Here is a 16,781-nt window from a genome sequence, read left to right on the forward strand (position 1 = left end):
AGGCTGCTCGACTCAGATAGTACAGAGAAAATATAACATCTCAATTGCAAGCGGGTATTAGTTGCTGACGGCAATCGTCTACAAAGCGTTGGCCTTTGCTTTGCGTAAAAAATAAGGGACTTCTTCCCGTCGCCAATGAGTATGTAGCGAACCCAATTAGGCCTGGAATAATTCCTGTAAATATTATTGCTATCGCAGCAAGACATGCCTTGGCATATTGCTTCCAGGATGCGTCGCGATGAGTTTTTAAGGATGTTTCATGGGTTGATAATGCGGCCATAAAGCCCTGAAGTCGGTCGCTTGGATTGACCTCATCTATTTCTAAATCGCATTTCATACGATAAACCGCATCAAATTTATTTTTGATTTTAGTATAGTTCTCTTGAGTTTCTTGGGAGAAATCTTGACTAATCTCCAATAAAGGCTGATTAAAATCTGGGGTTTCGCTTAACGAAGAATTAATTGCTTTTGCTTTATGCCATAGATGAAGAAGGTACTGTTCACTCAGGGGTAATAATTTATTGTGAATTAAATTCCCACATTGTATTTCATAACGGCCACAAAGAGTTTTTGTGCGTGTTTTCTCGTGAGCAAGTTGGCGTTGCAAGTCAGTTCGCTCAGTTTCAATAACGCGTTTTTCAGATAGTTCATGCTCATTTAAGCTGGTTAATGAAGCATGCTGAGTTTCTAAGGCGGTTTTTTCTTCTTCAAGTTCTTGAATTCGAGTGGTTAGATCCATGACTTCAGGGGAAGGGGCGCCTAATGCAATCGCAAGCGCTTTAATGCGGCGATAGAAAGCCTCACTTACACCTTCAGGAGTCCTGCGTAGATCATAGTTAATTTCTTTTAAAAATTTTCCAGCGAGCATGAGTAATCGAGTGCTGTACAAATCCAGGTGGTGGGGGTTAAGTGCTAATGCTTGAGCGCCCGTTAATTTATTAAGATCGCTGAGATTCATTTTTAAAGCGAACGCTTTATCATGTAATTCTTCTATCGTCTGAAGATATTGCTCAATAGAAAGACCTTTGGCGTCTTGATATTGGTTTAACAAGCTCGAAGAATCTACCAGTCGTTTCGTGAGATCTTCTTTCTCTTCGCTAGTACGGTCAGATGCATCAATGCGCGCAATTTCTTCCTTTAATAAAGTTTGAAAGGTTTCAAGCGATTTCTCATCCGATGAAACGAGGGCATTGCTAAACTCAGTAAATGCCGGATCACATTCAATGGCTTGTTGAAACTCAGCTAAAACAAGGGAAGAATCAGGGTATTTAATATATAAAGTAATTTGAGCATCGATCTTTTCGGCTTGTGCAAGAATGTTCCTGTAATGTGCTTCAATTGTATTCTTAACACCTGTTTGTAGGATCCCTTGGCAGCGCTTTAAAATGGCTAGGTTCTCTTCATTGATACCAAGCTCTTCAATACCCGTTTCAAGTGTCTTGAAGGGCGCCTTTAAGACCTCAAGTAACTGCATTCTGCTTTCAGGCGTTAAGTGGTTGCTAAGATATTTTTGACCTACAGAGTCAACCAAATTGGATAACGCTTCGAAAAATAACTCCGAGTTTTTTGGATCAGTAAGCAAACTTTTGAGAGGAGATGGGGATTCGGTAGGATTAATCATCTCTGCTATGACCTTCGTTAACGCGTCATTAATCGCCAACACAATGGTATGTGGTTCTGCTTCTTGAATATTTGGAATATGGATGACGTCTTTAACCACCAAGGTAGCATGTTCAGTATTTACAATATCTCCGTTCATGGCAGGTGTAATGGCAGCCATACTGCTATAATCAGAACTTCTAAGATGCACGTAGCGCTGACCATTCATAGAGGCTAATCCAAGCCATGGATAAGAAGAGGTCTGAAACCAGGCATAAGCGCCATTGTTTTCCTGGATTTTTTGATAAAGATTGAGTATGTAAAATGCTCGCTCATCCTCAGAAAGGCATAGAAACTCGCAAACTACACGATCTAATTCGCTGTGATGAAGATCTAAAGGCAAATGAGGCAAGCTAAACCCTTCCGTTGCAGAAGTATGATGAAAAAATTGCAACAACTTACATATGACAAGCTCTTGCACGTGATACGTATCGCGACTTGCTATCGTTGTGGGTACTTCTTGGTATTGTTGACTGTAAAGATTGCCAGAGGCAGTCCCATGATGACCTGGAAGGACAATCGGGTGGATGCCTGTTGGTATAATCGGAAAAAAGCAATTGGTTCGTTCATCACGACTTAAAATGAGCTGAATTTTGTCACAAGGAAGCTCTAAGTAAAATCTGGGGTCATGCCAACCGAAACCCGGCACACCATAACGAGTATCACCAGGTACGGGATCAATTAAAAAAGCATTGATTTTTACTTGCGATAAACGCGTTTGTAGCTTTTGTCGTAGTTCAACATTTGCTCCTGAAGCATCACGAGTGTCTTGAAAGAAGGTACGAAAAGCCGTTTTAGTAAGCTTACAGGGCGTTTCTAATAAAATATTATACAACGATTTTTCAGGGTGTTCTTTTAATGCGTTTTCAATGCGCTTTAGCTCATGGATTACCAATATCGCTTCGACGGCACCACGACTATGAGCCGAAATATCTAAGGTTGTTTTTCCGCTTGCTACAGCTCTTAAGGCTAAAAAAACTGCTTGGGCGACTCGTTGCCCCACTTCCGCACCAAACGTGGTTGGCCCATTAAGCACATCGACCGAGTCTGAAGAATAGGATAAAACAGAATCTTTTTCACCTTGTTCAGCGACTTCTTCCAAAGCAGTTACTGCGACTTGAGCCATGTAGGAGAGTGTTTCTCCTCGTACGTATTCCTTGACTCCGGCCGGTGAAGGTCTTGGTGTAAATTTAGTATCGGTTCCTAGTAAAAATAGATAATGATTGGGTTTCGTAGTAGGCTCAGCAGCTAAAAGAGCGTAAATGTGATTTAAACTATTTGACTTTTTCATACTCGCCCCAATGGTTAATCTGCCCAATCTATTGAATGGCATCACCAAAGATTACAAATTAATCAATTTTAACATAATTATGGCCACATAGTCAATTTGTGATCACTGATAATTAAGGAAAATCACTGGTTTTAGTGAAGGAGGTAAAAAAAGAGACTACGCTATTACAACGTATCTTTTTGATATACTAATTGCTCAAAGTGTTCTGAAGATAATGGCTTGTTTAAGAAAAATCCTTGGCCAAGGAGGCAGTTGTGAGCGATTAAATAGTCAATTTGCTCTTGAGTCTCAATTCCTTCGGCCATAACGCTCATTCCAAGCTCTTGTGACAGTTTGATAATGGTATCAATGACAATCACTTTATGTTCAGCATCATGAATTTCAGAGATAAAAAATTTATCGATTTTCATGGTTTTAATCGGTAAAGATTTAAGTTTTGTTAAAGAAGTGTATCCCATTCCAAAATCATCAATGGCAATATTAACGCCAATGCCACTGATTTTATCTAAACAACTCATCACCTCTGGATTCGGATTCATTAATAAGCGTTCGGTGATTTCAATTTCAAAATATTCAGGCGGAAGAGCATTTTCTTTAAGTATCTCTCGAAGCTTATCGAAAAAATTATGATTTTCGAATTGAATGGGCGAAACATTCACAGAAAATACCAAAGGTTTTTTGTACCGGCTTAGCCATTCCTGGGCTTGTTTAGAGGCTTTGTTCAAAACCCATTCGCCAATTGGGATCAACCAACCGGTTTGCTCTGCCACTGGAATAAATTCATTAGGTGGTATTTCTCCTAGGACTTCGTTATGCCAACGTAATAATACTTCAGTGCCAATAATTTCTTTTGTGATTAAATTATACATTGGCTGAAAATACAAATTGAATTCATTATTTTTTAAAGCCGTACGAAGATAAGATTCAATTTCTGCTTGGCGATTTTGTAAATAACTTAATTTTTCCTCGTAAAATCGATAGGTGTTTTTTCCGGACTTCTTCGAACTATACATCGCAATGTCTGCATGTTTGAGTAATTCTTCGGTTGTTTCTCCGTCCGAAGGATAAATTGCGATGCCAATACTTACCGTGCAGGTGAGTAACTTATCACCAACCACCAAAGGGGCATTGAGCTGCTCAACCATTCGCTCCGCTATTTTTCTAACACCAGTAGAAGATTCAATCCTACCGGTAATTAAGGTGTATTCGTCGCCTCCAATCCGAGATATAACATCCCCCTTTCTCGTTAACGTTTCTAAATGTTCCGAGAATTTCTTGATGTACTCATCACCAATAACATGTCCAAGCGTATCATTAATGGTTTTAAAATTATCAATATCAATTACAAATAGGGCAAAGGAAGTTCCTTCACGATTGTGGTTCGCGATAGAAATTTCAAGTAGAGATTCAAATTCACGACGATTATAGAGGTTAGTTAACGCATCATGCGAGGCCATATATTTTAACTTTTCTTGACTTAACTTTAATCGACCTTGAGCCTCTAAAACGGCGTTATAGGAATAAACATAATTAATAATTAAGCAAGAAAAGGGGATAAAATAAAACACAATCTTCAAAAAGTAAGCAATATTGTAAGCACTGTCATAAGGAGATGATGAAAGGACCATAATGTATAAGGCAATTACAATTTGGGTGATGGCCATGTAGAATATGCAGTTCGTTAAAATGTTGGGGTGTTCTTCATACACTTTTGGATAAATGAATATAATTAACCCTAAAAACAATCCTAAATAGATGAGCTCATAAGGTCTCGATAAAATAGAAAACTCAAACCACATGGTTGGAAGTTCAGCGCGGGAGGCTGCGTAATAAATTAAAGAAAAAGCGATAAGCAACAACAAAAAATTTAACAAAAATAGCGTTGAAACTCGAACCGTTTTCTCTTTAAATTCTAAAATCAATAAGAGTCCAGCAATAAAAATTAGCCCACTCGTTGTATTTGAAAAGGTCCAGATAAACGCATCTAGATTTTTTTGATCTAAAAAGTTAGGCTGCAACCCATCAATGATGAGGGTATGTAATGCTTGTACCGATCCAGAAAACAACACGACTAATCCGATGACCAGTGCCACTTTATCATTAGTTAAACGATATTGGGTAAAGGCAAGTAAGACCGTGATGGCTGCTAGAGAAAATGCCGACCATTCTAAAAGGGTTTGTCTAAAATAACCTCTAATTTGCGCTTCAATTTCAAGCGTACCTAGTCCTGTTGTAACGCTAAGATCACGTGTGAACGCACTAAAATCCGTTTCAAAGTAATTGAGTAAGACCACCGGCAAGCCGAGCATTAAGATCAGGATGAACACAAATAATGGTGGAATTCGCTTTAATGTTCTTTGATCAAAAATTAAAGGGCTAGCCATTTAAACGCCTTCAGGTATTTACAAATAGTTAATAAAATTATAGACAAGGTTTCAAAAGGTAATGAATGGATCGCAAAAAAAGATAGTATCTGCTAATCTGATTATCAAAAGAATTTATAGGTCATCATTTTCTTATGGCTAAGAAAGATTACTATCACATTATGGGACTTAAGTCCGATGCGTCTGAAAAAGAGATTAAAATGGCGTATCGCAGGCTTGCTCGAAAATATCATCCTGATATTAGCAAAGAACCACAGGCGGAAGAAAAATTTAAAGAACTCGGTGAAGCGTATGAGGTTTTAAAAGACCCAGAAAAACGTAAATTGTATGATCAATATGGAATGGATTGGGAGCAGGGGCCTAGAGCCGGTCAGACTTCACAGCAATATACTTGGCAGGGAGCCGGGCCTCAGCAAGGGTTTTCATTTGATGAGGATTTTTTTGAGTCTATTTTTGGTGGGCATCAACGAAGAGAGCGCCAGCAACCAGCCTATAAGGGAGCTGATTATCATAGCGAGATTCATATCTCTCTTGAAGAAGCCTATAAAGGGACCGTTAAAGAGCTCAAAATTCCCGCAGCTGTTCCTGGCCAAAAGTCTCAAACTCTTCGTGTTAAAATTCCCTCAGGTGTTAAATCAGGCCAACAAATTCGCCTTTCTGGAAAAGGAGGCCCAGGGTTTGGAGGGGGAGAAAAAGGCGATTTATATTTGAAAGTGCATCTCGAAAAGCATCCCTATTTCGATGTAAAAGAAAAAGATGTGTATCTTACCTTACCCATCACACCCTGGGAGGCCGCGTTAGGTGCCACAATACCTGTACCAACCCTCGGAGGTAAAGTGGACTTAAAAATACCTTCTGATTCACAGGCTGGGCAAAAGCTTCGGTTAAAACAACGAGGCATGCCAGGAACTCCTCCAGGTGATCAGTATGTGATTTTAAAAATCATGATCCCAGAACCTAAAACGGAGTTAGCTCGTGAATTGTACCAAAAAATGGCTGAAGAAATGCCGTTTAATCCACGCGAAAAAATGAGGGTTTAGCAATGGCAGAAAAGAAAATCATTGCGGGCATACTAATGGATGAAAATTCGTCTATAACCTTTGTCGAGGTATGCGAGCAGTATGAGATTGCTGAAGAAGAACTACTTGAACTGGTCGAACACGGAATTGTTGAAATCCCTTCAAACAATATAAAACGATCAACCTTTGATTATTATGCATTGGCTCGGATTCAATCGGCTTTAAGAATAAAATATGATCTAGGCATCAATACTCCTGGGGTAGCTCTTGCTTTGGAGTTGTTAGATCAAATTACTGAATTGCAGGATGAATTGGATATACTGAAACGGCATGTCAATCATCTTTAATTCTATACTAGCTTATGGTATGCAGGCTGAGGTTCAATCGTTGAATTGTCACGTTGACTCGTTTTAAATAAGCCGTAAGCGCATACACCCGCTCCAAGTCCTGCTAAAGCAAAGGCCGCAGCCGCAGGTGGAGCAGCAATGCTTCCAATTACCACAAGACCAACCCACGCCAAGGCAGCAACAGCAAACGCCGCCACACACAAAGCGGATGCTAAAAAAGCACCGGCTTTCAGTAAAAAACTGTAATTTGGAGCTGGATCAGGTCGTGCCTGAGCGTTAAAGGTAATCCTATGCTGCAGGTGGATGTTAGGATTAATTTTATGTTTTAAATCTTCTAATGCGTCTAGAGTGGTTTGACGTTGACCTTCTCCAAACTTCAATGCAATGTCTTGAAATGGCTTCGATAAAACACTACCGTCTATTTGCGTGACATCACTTGTTCGCTCCCAATGACCTTTATCAAGACTTCCATGATGATGTATGTATATTTGAGTTATTGGGTTATCTGCATTGATGTTTTGTGGGGATTGGGCTTCTTTTTGATAGATTATTGTAAATCCCAGGTGTTTGGTAACAAAACAACCAAGTTCATCAGGGCCAAGGTTTCGATAACGTCCATCTTCATTAATGGTTGTAAATCCCATGCGATCGGAAGGATTTGGATAAAAGGTTTTTAAAACATTTTCTGGGGGTATTTTAGACTCCATAAAACGGCGTAATACAGGTCCTAAAATCAATTGAGTTTCAAACGGATTATATTCTGCCAATATCTCGTCTAAGACTTCCCAGGAAAACTCTTTTTTATTAAAGCCATAGAAATCTGCAAAGCAATCTTTAAGTAAGTGGTAGGCATCATTATGCTGGTTATTGTAATTTTTATTTTTGGCATACTGACTAATTTCATTTTTTAGTTCTGGTGTGATTAAATGCAACCCACAATTAAATAGGTATCCAAAAATTCGCGGCTGTCTCATTATTATCCCCAACCTATCAGAAATTATAAGTCACGTGAGTTCGAGAGAAATCATTTATGACTTTTATGGCTAAGCGAAGCTTTTTGTACGGGCTCCTTTCAACATAAGCCAGCTTGATACCAGAAAAAATTTGAATTTTGATATCGAACTGACTTTAAGTAGTTTAACGTAAAAAGATTAAGGGAACCTTACGGGCGTTGTCCATAGTTTTGTGGACTTTGTTGAATTAAACATCCTCATTCAGCTTACCGTTTCACGAACTTTCCAGACTCGATAGGGATTATCGCTGGCTTGTGATTTTTTTATCCATAACATTAAGGGCAGATTGCCTTGTGAATTAGGAATTTGTGCGCTTTCCAATAGAACGCCAAAGGGATATTTTTTGCGAACGGTTTGTAAGGACGACCAGACGGTGTGGATATCTTTATTGTAATCATTAAGGATTAACTCATCGCCTCTAAAAATAATTGCAACGCCTGTTAATTCATGTTTTAAAGTCGACTCTAGACCTCGCCAACGAGCCTCTTTACTGCGTTTTACCTCAGATTGTAGTGGGTTATTTTGATAAGCTACTCTTAAATGGGGATTTTTTGCTAGCTGGATAAAATGATGTTTTGGTTTTTGCTTAAGAAAATGATCGCACAGTGCATCCACTAAATAACGATATCGTCCAGAAATTCGAGGACTCGTACCAGGCATTCCGTTAATAAAAATGGCAAACGCAAGGGTATGCGCATTGGCAGTGTAAAGATAGCCAGATAAGCTAACGACACCGGTCATGTAGCCTGTTTTGGCGCGAATGAAACCTTGTTGTCCTGGTTTTCGGAATCTTCGTTGTAGTGTTCCATCGTGTCCCGCAATAGGTAGAGCGGCAATGTATTCATAGGTTAAGGGAAAGCGATCATGCAAATAACGTAATAATCCCACGGTTTGTTGTGGTGTTAATTGGTCGTAGCGGGATAAACCCGATCCATCCGTTAATACGGCGTTTTCAAGATTAATTCCTGTTTGCTTTTGCAAAAAGGTTTTAACCGTTTCTTGTGCCAGTTTCCAATTCAGTGGGGTTCCATTTAATTTAGCAGCCGCATGTAAAAATAGGCTATCTGCATATAAGTTATCTGAGGGTTTTAACGTATCTGCCATTAATTGGGCAATTGGTTTTGAGCGATGGCTGCTTAAAAGAAGTAAATTTCCTGGGCTATTTCCTAATATAACCTCTCCATCGAGCTTAATATGAATATCCAGTAGTTTTTGACGAATTAGCGTTTGGGCATATCGCAATGGATTACGAATAGGGATGCGTTGTTGTACAGCCCATTGACCAACACCCACACACCCTCGAACAGTTAAGCGATTTTCTCGGTCCATACTGAAATCGACGCCACATGAACGCGCATTGGGTTTGGTTTTAACTTGATTATTAATAAGCCAATTTCCGCTAGGATTATTGGTTTCAACCAGTGCAGGCAAACCAGGTTTGTGTGCAGGATTGACGGTAACAGTTAAGCGATTTTCATCGAGGATCAATGGGGCAATTGGTGCGCCATAGCTATGTTTTAAATCTTCTACCATCCATCCGGGTGCTTGAGGTGTGATGTACCGGTTTTGGCTTAATAAAATAATATTGCCTTGTATTTGTTTAATACCTAAAGACTTTAAGCTCGCTAACAACGACGATAAATCATCTTGATTAAAGGATGGATCACCAGGAAGGTGAAGATATAGAGAACCTTTCAGCACACCGTTTTCAATCATCAAGGCATTCGTGCTTAATTGGCTTTTATAACGATAATCTGGTCCTAAAGCCATTAAAGCGGCGGCATCTGAAAATAATTTCATATTGCTTGCTGGAATAAAAGAGCGCATGGGATTTCGTTGATAAATAGTATCACCCGTATTTAAATCAACGACAGAAACGCCAATATTAATTGCTGGATCAACTTGATCAATGAGTCTGTCGGCGGCTTTTTGTAAGCTTGCGGCTGAGGCGATGGAAGTGAGAACAATAAAAAGTACACTAGACAAAATCCGTTTCATTTGGGACCTTAGACTAAGTTTTGAATGCTAATCATAGCTCATCCCTAATTTTTCCAGAAGTCCTTCGAGGGTGTCATTATCATAAAATTTTATTTTGAGCCATCCACCTTGCTCTGGTGAAGCTGAAAGTTCAACTGGAGCGCCAAATTGTTCAGAAAGGTGATTGGTTAGATGTTGAATATCATTGGAGGAAGGAGCGGCGAGTGTTGGATTGGGGTTGGTTTTTATAGTACGCACTTCTTTTTCAATTTGTCGGACAGACCATCCTTGTTGGATAATTTTTTCTGCCAATTCTATTTGTACTTCTGGAGGCAAACCGACCAACATACGAGCATGCCCCTGAGAGAGTGTGTTTTGTCGGATAAGCACCTGGACTTCTTTGCATAAGCTTAAAAGTCGTAAACAGTTGGCAATATGGCTTCTCGACTTTCCAACCAGAATGGCTACTTCATCTTGCAAGAAATGAAATTCATTGATTAAACGTTGGTAACCTGAGGCTTCTTCTAAACCATTTAAATCTTGGCGTTGAATGTTCTCAATAAGGGTCGTTGCGGCTGCTTGTTCGTCTGTATAATCTCCTATAAGACAAGGGATCTCAGCCAAGCCGACAAGCTGTGCTGCTCGCCAGCGTCTCTCGCCTGCGATGATTTCATACGTATTAGGCGTTTCTTGTCGTACAATGACTGGCTCAATAAGTCCTTGCGTTTTTATCGAGTCTGCAAGTTCTTTAAGCGCTTCTGGATCGAACGATTCGCGTGGCTGGTATTTTCCGCGATGAAGTTGCTCGATGGGTAAAAGCTTAAATTGGACCGTCATGCTTTAACCTGAGCGTTGGGCTTATCATATTGCCACCAACCCACATGAAAGATCATATGCGCCATTATGGCCATTAATAATCCGTAATGCCAAAAGATAAAACCAAAAACAATGGATTGCCACACATTTAACAGCACTAAGGCATAGAGAAACGTTCGGCTGGCCTTACAACCTGCAGCAAGATAAGTAGGCAACTGTCCAAGTGCAAATAAAACTCCACTGACAATAATCGCTGTCCAAATGATCGCATCGCTGTAATGGCCAGTGAATAAAAAGCCAAAAAATGCTGTGACATTCATTAAGCCCCAACGAGCAATGATTTCATCCGAAACACCGCTGTAAAGCATACACCCATCTAAGCCTAAAACACGACGTAAGGATCGCATGATGTGTTGTTCAGGCTTAGCGATAAAACGGGTAAATACACCATAATATAAGCCTAAAAAAATGATTAATCCCACTATCGTGATGCCAAATACCGGTAGTAAACTATCTTGAATATTAAAGACGATTGTATCTCCTTTTAAAAGTGGAGATAAAATAGGGGCGTCTAAAGGGGATGATTTTGATAATAAGCTGCCTGCTAAACTCATGATAAAGACCATAAGTAGGGTTTGACCTACAGCAAAGCGGCTGATCCGCTTTTTTAACTCAGCTGAGTTATCCTTAAGCAAAAAGTGAATTAATCGCGGGATGGCTATAACAATTCCAGGAATGCAAAGAGCAATTAAAAAGAAGATGAGCGGCCAATTAATTGTCATATTTAGTCATTCCGAATCGATTGAAACACACCGTATTTTAACCTAAATTGCTCAGCGCATCACAAGAATTTCGGTTAAATTTAACCTGATATTCAGAAAATTCCCTAGGTTCTAGCTTTATAAAGCGCACAATAAAAAAAGCCGTCCATGTTGTTATCTCCAGGTAAAATCTGCCATCCATAACCAACGGATCGTCCCCAAGGTTTGGATTCTTGATTAATGTGGCAATTTCTATGTGACTCGGCAAATGCCTTCATCTGTTGTTCATTTTCTTCTGGCATAACAGAGCACGTGGCATAGAGAAGAAGCCCTCCTGGAGCTAACAACGGCCATAAGGTCGTTAACATGTCTTTCTGAAGGGTGACAATAAAAGACACTTCTTCGGGAGTACGTAATAATTTAATATCTGGATGACGACGAATTACTCCTGTTGCAGAACAGGGTGCATCAAATAAAATGCGATCGAAAAGCTTACCATCCCACCAAGTGTCAGGTTTTAGAACATCCCCTGTTTTGATCGTGGCTTTAAGCTTTAAGCGCTCAAGATTTTCCTCGACTCGTTTGAGCCGCTTAGGTTCAATATCTAATGCGATACAAGCGGCAAGACGAGGTTCTGTTTCAAGAATATGACACGTTTTACCTCCTGGGGCAGAACAGGCATCCAGGACACGCAACCCAGGTTTTAAGTCGAGCTCTTGTGCTGCTAATTGAGCAGCTTGGTCTTGTACGGATACATCTCCTTCGCTAAATCCTGGCAAGTCGTGAACCTGGATGGGATTTTTCAGTTCTATGCCATAAGAAGAATAGTCTAAGGGGGTTGCTTTAAGCTTTAAATCGTTTAAACGAGCCAGATAATGCTCACGGCTTACTTGCTTTTGATTCACTCTGAGGGTCATTGGTGGATGGGTATCGTTTGCAGCAAGTATTGTTTCCCAATCTTTTGGCCAATGACGCTGCATTGTTTCGATAAACCATTGAGGATGGTTGTATTTAAAGACTGGATTAGAATCATACTCTGTAATAAGCTTAGTTTGCTGCTGACCAAAACGGCGCAAAACTGCATTTAACAATCCTTTTGCCCAGGATTTTTTAATTAAATCCATCAAGGCGACCGTCTCTTTAACCACCGCATAATCTGGGATCCTTAAAAAATGAAGCTGGTAAATACCCATTAAAAGCGCTATCCATACCTCTAAGGATTTCGGGCGTTTAGCCATTAATCCGTCAGCAAGGCATTCTAGTCGCAGATAATGACGGCACACCCCAAAGCAAAGTTCTTTTGTTAAAGGGGTCAGATTAGGATGTTGTAGCGAGGTTGAGAGAGAAACTTTATCTTGCAGCAACTTCGATAAAATACGTAACGCTTGTAGTCGTTCGTTTTTTTTCATTTTAAAATCAGGCCTGCTTGTAAATCACGGCGACCAGCATTAAGCCAATCCGACACATTCATTGCTTTTCCTCCTGGAAATTGGATACGCTTTACCAACAGCACATTGTCGCTGGTTGCTACAGTCATGCCTTCTTTATTCAGTTTTAGAATCGTCCCTGGAGGTTGCTGACTTTTTTCTGGAATAATCTGTGCTTGATGAATGCGTAGTATGGTATCTTCTATATGCGTATACGCCACGGGCCATGGATTGAACGCACGGATTTTACGATCAATAATGGCTGCCGATTCGTCCCAATAAATGCGTGCATCTTCTTTTTTAATTTTAGGTGCATAAGTGGCAGAGTTATGATCTTGTATTGTTGCGTTCATTGTCCCTTCAGCGAGTTGGTCCAATGTATTTAATAAGGGCTCAATGGCAAGCTTTGCAAGCTTATCATGTAAGGTTGCCGCAGTTTCGATTTCTGAAATCGTGCATGGGGTGGTGGTGAGCATGTCGCCAGTATCCATGCCTTTATCCATTTGCATAATGGTCACACCACTTTCAAGATCACCATGCAAAATGGCGTGCTGAATTGGAGAAGCTCCGCGCCATTTAGGCAATAACGACGCATGGACATTGATGCATCCTAAACGAGGAATAGCGAGCACAGAGCAAGGCAGTAATAAACCATACGCAATAACAACCATGACATCCGGGGCAAGAGCAGCCAGTGTTTCAATTTCTTCTTGGCGTTTGAAATTAAGGGGTTGATAAACAGGAATGTTCTGGTTTATAGCCCATTCTTTGACAGGAGAAGCTTGAAGTTTTCGGCCACGACCAGCCGGACGGTCAGGTTGGGTATAAACGGCAATTAAATGATGATGAGAGTTCCAAAGAGCACTCAGACTGGGTAACGCAAATTCGGGCGTACCGGCAAATACTATCTTTAATGGCTTCATGAACGGGACTTCTGTCGTTTGAATTTCTCAAGTTTTTTTCTAGCAAGCGCACGTTTTAAGGGGGATAATAAATCGATATAAAGCTTACCATTTAAATGATCAATTTCATGCTGCAGGCACTCTGCCAAAAGACCTTGTGCTTCAAGTTCAAACGGTTTGCCAAAACGGTCCAATGCTTTAACGGTGACTTTTTCGGCCCGGACTACCGTGTCATACGTTCCAGGAACGGATAAACAACCTTCTTGATACTCAAGTTCACCTTCGGTGCTGATAATTTCTGGGTTAATAATGACAAGTTGCTGTGATTTGTCTCCAATGACATCAATAACCGATAACCTAAGATTAATGCCAATCTGAGGCGCTGCAAGCCCAACCCCATTGGCATCATACATGGTCTCAAACATATCATCGATTAAGGTTTGCAATTCCTCATCAAATGTTTCAACATCAGCGGATACCTCCCTTAATCGAGGATCAGGAAGGTAGATTATCTTACGAATGGCCATATCAAATCTGTTTCAAATATAGTTAAGCGTGGTATTATCCATAATACTAGGGTAGGTCGTCAATTCATCTAACAAGGACTGGTTCATGCGATACTTGATGTTTTTGGTGTGCTTTTTAACGTCCATGACCTTGCATGCTGTTACCGTTCTGGCTGAAGCGCCTTCTCGCTATGTTGTTCAACCAGGAGATACCTTATGGGATATTGCCAGCCGATATCTTGCCCATCCCTGGGAGTGGAAAACATTATGGCATGCCAACCCAACCATTAAAAATCCGAATCGCCTCTATCCTGGCGCTGTTTTGGAACTGAGTTATTATCAACAAAATCCTTACCTTAAAGTCTTGTCTAATGGCACAATCAAACTCTCTCCCTACATGCGTCCAATGCCACTTGAAGAAGCGATTCCTCCCATCCCTTTGAGCGAGATTCGCTCTTTTTTAGATGGTTCTTTGGTGTTAGATAAAGATAGTTTATCCAACGCACCGTATATCGTGGCATTTACCAAAGAACATCTATTAGGTGGACAAGGAGATGAGGTGTATGTGAAAGACCTTTGCCCTTCACCTCCACCTCCCGGTGCAACGTTCACTTATGGAATTTATCGTCCTTGTGGTAGCTATCAAGACCCAGAAACCAATGAGTTTCTTGGGTATAAAGCGATTTTGGTTGGTTATGGGGAATTGGTTCAAGGAGGGGACCCTGCCGTGGTGATGTTAACGGACATTATGCAAGGGGTCGAAAAAATGGACCGGGTCATGCCCAACAATTACCCAGGATTTGACATTTCGTTTGAGCCTAAAGCACCAAATGTTCCAGTGAAAGGACAAATTATTGATCTTCCAGGTGATTATACCCAAGGTGCTGTGGGATTAGTTGTGGTGTTAAATCGTGGCAAAAATTCAGGGTTACAAGCAGGGGATGTTTTAGGTGTGTATAGTCCGGGTCGTGTGGTCCCAAACCCCAAATGCCCGCCAAACTGTGTTGAGTTACCTCCCGAACGTCTTGGAGAGGTAATGGTATTTCGGACGTTTTCATGCACTAGTTTTGCTTTAGTGGTTCGCTCTACCAGAGCGGTCCGGCCAATGGATGTTGTGACAAACCCATGAATAAACCGTATTTTTTAGCTTTAAATCGGATTGCACAAATTGGACCGCGCACGGTCTCAAAGTTATTAACTCGGTGGCCTAACTTAGAAGAATTGTTTCAATGCACGACGAATCAGTTAGTGGATGCAGGACTTAGCACTAGTCTTGCCGCAGCCATTTCCTCCTTTGACTTAAATCAAGTTGAAATCGATCTACGTTGGGAAGAAGAACCATTAAATCATTTAATAACCTGGGAAGATGAACATTACCCATCGTTATTGCTTGAGATTTATGATCCACCTCCCGTACTGTATGCTCGCGGAGATTTGACCGCTTTCAATCAAGCTAAGGTGGCCATGGTAGGAAGTCGTAAGCCTACGATAATTGGCGCAGAAACTGCACATCGTTTTGCTTATGAATTGGCAAGACAGCATATCGCCGTTGTCAGTGGTTTAGCCCTAGGTATAGACGCTGAGGCTCATCAAGGGGCTTTAAAAGCTAACGGTTGTACCATCGCTGCGATGGCAACGGGCATGGATAGGATTTATCCAAATCGTCATCAAGCTTTAGCCGAACGCATCATTAAAAATGGACTACTTTTAACGGAATTTCCCTTAGGAACTTCGCCTATCCCTGGACATTTCCCCCGTAGAAATCGTATAATAAGTGGTTTGTCATTGGCCACCTTGGTTGTTGAGGCAGCAATAAAAAGTGGATCATTGATAACGGCGCGCATGGCGTTAGAGCAAAATCGCGATGTGTTTGCGATACCAGGCTCAATACATAATCCGCAAGCTAGAGGATGTCATCATCTTTTACAGCAAGGTGCAAAGTTAGTAACTTCAACGGAGGATATTTTGATGGAATTAAATTTGTCGATGACACAATCCGTTGACTCGCAACCTTTAATTGGCCTTGCCATACAGAATGAAAACCTAGTAAAGTGCATTGGGTTTGAAGTGACGACCGTTGATCAAATCAGTGCTCGCAGCGGATACAACGTGGAACAAGTGGCCTGCGAATTGGCTGATTTAGAAATCAAGGGGATTGTAAAAGCTGTCCCTGGCGGCTACATGAGGTGTATGATATGAAAGATAGCTTGTTTGAAATGTTATTGAGCTTATTTGAAAAAACCTTATCGGAGCTTAAAGAAAGCACTTCTGCTAAAGCGGCGTCTGATACTAGTCTGCAACCAAGTAGCCTCGAAACGAAGTCCGAACTTTCTGCTGAAACAATCCGAGCAGAAATCCTTCAATCACCCAAGCATACCTCTTTGAGGGTGTTTACTTACCATGAGCAAATGAAGTTCACCAAAGCCAGTTATCAGTTTTTAATGCGCATGCTGGTTTGGGATGTGATTCATCCGGATACGATGGAATTAATCATAAACCAGTTGATATTTTCGGACTCACGGATTGTGACCCTGGAGGAAGCGAAATGGACGGTTCGAAATGTGCTGGCTGAAATACTCAATCCAGATCAACTTGCATTTCTTGATCTTGTGCTCTATCAAAAAGAAGATGAGTATACCGTTCATTGATTTTTAACAACCAGAACACAGGACAGACAGG

14 protein-coding genes are annotated in these 16,781 nt (G+C 40.8%); 5 read left to right on the top strand and 9 right to left on the bottom strand.

Translation table 11 applies throughout. The features are described from left to right. Window positions 1–40 precede the first annotated feature (40 nt). Window positions 41–2,950, bottom strand: a complete 2,910-nt coding sequence (locus tag E1O41_RS05695; protein ID WP_131776359.1) for a hypothetical protein — start codon at window positions 2,948–2,950, stop codon at window positions 41–43. A gap of 164 nt (window positions 2,951–3,114) precedes the next feature. Then, window positions 3,115–5,334: a bifunctional diguanylate cyclase/phosphodiesterase gene (locus tag E1O41_RS05700; RefSeq protein ID WP_131776360.1), complete on the bottom strand. Its 2,220-nt coding sequence runs from the start codon at window positions 5,332–5,334 to the stop codon at window positions 3,115–3,117. Between the two features lie 134 nt (window positions 5,335–5,468). On the opposite strand from E1O41_RS05700, the gene E1O41_RS05705 reads away from it, so the two are divergent. Beyond that, complete coding sequence (locus tag E1O41_RS05705; RefSeq protein ID WP_131776361.1) at window positions 5,469–6,374, top strand: DnaJ C-terminal domain-containing protein; 906 nt, start codon at window positions 5,469–5,471, stop codon at window positions 6,372–6,374. Window positions 6,375–6,376: 2 nt separating this feature from the next. Continuing rightward, window positions 6,377–6,700 (top strand): chaperone modulator CbpM, encoded by a 324-nt coding sequence (locus E1O41_RS05710; protein ID WP_131776362.1) that lies wholly within the window; start codon window positions 6,377–6,379, stop codon window positions 6,698–6,700. Window positions 6,701–6,702: 2 nt separating this feature from the next. Here the strand turns inward: E1O41_RS05710 and E1O41_RS05715 are convergent, their stop codons facing one another. From E1O41_RS05715 to def, 7 genes are all read right to left on the bottom strand, one after another. Continuing rightward, on the bottom strand, window positions 6,703–7,674 hold the full coding sequence (locus tag E1O41_RS05715; protein ID WP_131776363.1) for a hypothetical protein: 972 nt from the start codon (window positions 7,672–7,674) through the stop codon (window positions 6,703–6,705). A gap of 240 nt (window positions 7,675–7,914) precedes the next feature. Beyond that, window positions 7,915–9,711 carry a D-alanyl-D-alanine carboxypeptidase/D-alanyl-D-alanine endopeptidase gene (dacB, locus tag E1O41_RS05720; protein ID WP_131776364.1) on the bottom strand — a complete coding sequence of 599 codons (1,797 nt, stop codon included), beginning with the start codon at window positions 9,709–9,711 and terminating at the stop codon, window positions 7,915–7,917. Window positions 9,712–9,738: 27 nt separating this feature from the next. Further along, the gene (locus tag E1O41_RS05725) at window positions 9,739–10,527 is read right to left on the bottom strand and encodes a ParB/RepB/Spo0J family partition protein (RefSeq protein ID WP_131776365.1); all 789 of its coding nucleotides are present in this window, start codon (window positions 10,525–10,527) and stop codon (window positions 9,739–9,741) included. Beyond that, the gene (locus E1O41_RS05730; protein ID WP_131776366.1) at window positions 10,524–11,288 is read right to left on the bottom strand and encodes a CPBP family glutamic-type intramembrane protease; all 765 of its coding nucleotides are present in this window, start codon (window positions 11,286–11,288) and stop codon (window positions 10,524–10,526) included. Before E1O41_RS05730 ends, E1O41_RS05725 begins: the two co-directional genes overlap by 4 nt. Before the next feature lie 104 nt (window positions 11,289–11,392). Further along, window positions 11,393–12,676 carry a 16S rRNA (cytosine(967)-C(5))-methyltransferase RsmB gene (gene rsmB, locus E1O41_RS05735; RefSeq protein WP_131776367.1) on the bottom strand — a complete coding sequence of 428 codons (1,284 nt, stop codon included), beginning with the start codon at window positions 12,674–12,676 and terminating at the stop codon, window positions 11,393–11,395. Continuing rightward, window positions 12,673–13,617, bottom strand: coding sequence for a methionyl-tRNA formyltransferase (fmt, locus tag E1O41_RS05740; RefSeq protein WP_131776368.1), 945 nt, complete (start codon window positions 13,615–13,617; stop codon window positions 12,673–12,675). The genes rsmB and fmt overlap by 4 nt, the downstream gene beginning before the upstream one ends. Continuing rightward, window positions 13,614–14,123: a peptide deformylase gene (gene def, locus E1O41_RS05745; RefSeq protein WP_131776369.1), complete on the bottom strand. Its 510-nt coding sequence runs from the start codon at window positions 14,121–14,123 to the stop codon at window positions 13,614–13,616. Before def ends, fmt begins: the two co-directional genes overlap by 4 nt. 85 nt (window positions 14,124–14,208) lie before the next feature. Here def and E1O41_RS05750 point away from each other — a divergent pair, with 85 nt between their 5' ends. The 3 genes from E1O41_RS05750 to E1O41_RS05760 are packed head-to-tail and all read left to right on the top strand — an operon-like array spanning window position 14,209 to window position 16,750. Further along, the gene (locus tag E1O41_RS05750; RefSeq protein WP_131776370.1) at window positions 14,209–15,231 is read left to right on the top strand and encodes a LysM peptidoglycan-binding domain-containing protein; all 1,023 of its coding nucleotides are present in this window, start codon (window positions 14,209–14,211) and stop codon (window positions 15,229–15,231) included. Further along, window positions 15,228–16,301: a DNA-processing protein DprA gene (gene dprA / locus E1O41_RS05755; RefSeq protein WP_131776371.1), complete on the top strand. Its 1,074-nt coding sequence runs from the start codon at window positions 15,228–15,230 to the stop codon at window positions 16,299–16,301. The genes E1O41_RS05750 and dprA overlap by 4 nt, the downstream gene beginning before the upstream one ends. After that, complete coding sequence (locus E1O41_RS05760; RefSeq protein ID WP_131776372.1) at window positions 16,298–16,750, top strand: DUF494 family protein; 453 nt, start codon at window positions 16,298–16,300, stop codon at window positions 16,748–16,750. Before dprA ends, E1O41_RS05760 begins: the two co-directional genes overlap by 4 nt. Window positions 16,751–16,781: the final 31 nt, after the last annotated feature.

Origin of the sequence: Legionella impletisoli, from assembly GCF_900639875.1 — a bacterium.
GTDB classification, from domain to species: domain Bacteria; phylum Pseudomonadota; class Gammaproteobacteria; order Legionellales; family Legionellaceae; genus Legionella_A; species Legionella_A impletisoli.

Excerpts from the sequence above, each read along its gene's own strand:
- rsmB (WP_131776367.1), bottom strand. The coding sequence starts at position 12,676 with ATGAAAAAAAACGAACGACTACAAGCGTTACGTATTTTATCGAAGTTG.
- dacB (WP_131776364.1), bottom strand. The coding sequence starts at position 9,711 with ATGAAACGGATTTTGTCTAGTGTACTTTTTATTGTTCTCACTTCCATC.
- E1O41_RS05710 (WP_131776362.1), top strand. The coding sequence starts at position 6,377 with ATGGCAGAAAAGAAAATCATTGCGGGCATACTAATGGATGAAAATTCG.
- dprA (WP_131776371.1), top strand. The coding sequence starts at position 15,228 with ATGAATAAACCGTATTTTTTAGCTTTAAATCGGATTGCACAAATTGGA.
- E1O41_RS05750 (WP_131776370.1), top strand. The coding sequence starts at position 14,209 with ATGCGATACTTGATGTTTTTGGTGTGCTTTTTAACGTCCATGACCTTG.
- E1O41_RS05760 (WP_131776372.1), top strand. The coding sequence starts at position 16,298 with ATGAAAGATAGCTTGTTTGAAATGTTATTGAGCTTATTTGAAAAAACC.
- E1O41_RS05695 (WP_131776359.1), bottom strand. The coding sequence starts at position 2,950 with ATGAAAAAGTCAAATAGTTTAAATCACATTTACGCTCTTTTAGCTGCT.
- E1O41_RS05715 (WP_131776363.1), bottom strand. The coding sequence starts at position 7,674 with ATGAGACAGCCGCGAATTTTTGGATACCTATTTAATTGTGGGTTGCAT.
- E1O41_RS05705 (WP_131776361.1), top strand. The coding sequence starts at position 5,469 with ATGGCTAAGAAAGATTACTATCACATTATGGGACTTAAGTCCGATGCG.
- E1O41_RS05725 (WP_131776365.1), bottom strand. The coding sequence starts at position 10,527 with ATGACGGTCCAATTTAAGCTTTTACCCATCGAGCAACTTCATCGCGGA.
- E1O41_RS05730 (WP_131776366.1), bottom strand. The coding sequence starts at position 11,288 with ATGACAATTAATTGGCCGCTCATCTTCTTTTTAATTGCTCTTTGCATT.
- E1O41_RS05700 (WP_131776360.1), bottom strand. The coding sequence starts at position 5,334 with ATGGCTAGCCCTTTAATTTTTGATCAAAGAACATTAAAGCGAATTCCA.
- def (WP_131776369.1), bottom strand. The coding sequence starts at position 14,123 with ATGGCCATTCGTAAGATAATCTACCTTCCTGATCCTCGATTAAGGGAG.
- fmt (WP_131776368.1), bottom strand. The coding sequence starts at position 13,617 with ATGAAGCCATTAAAGATAGTATTTGCCGGTACGCCCGAATTTGCGTTA.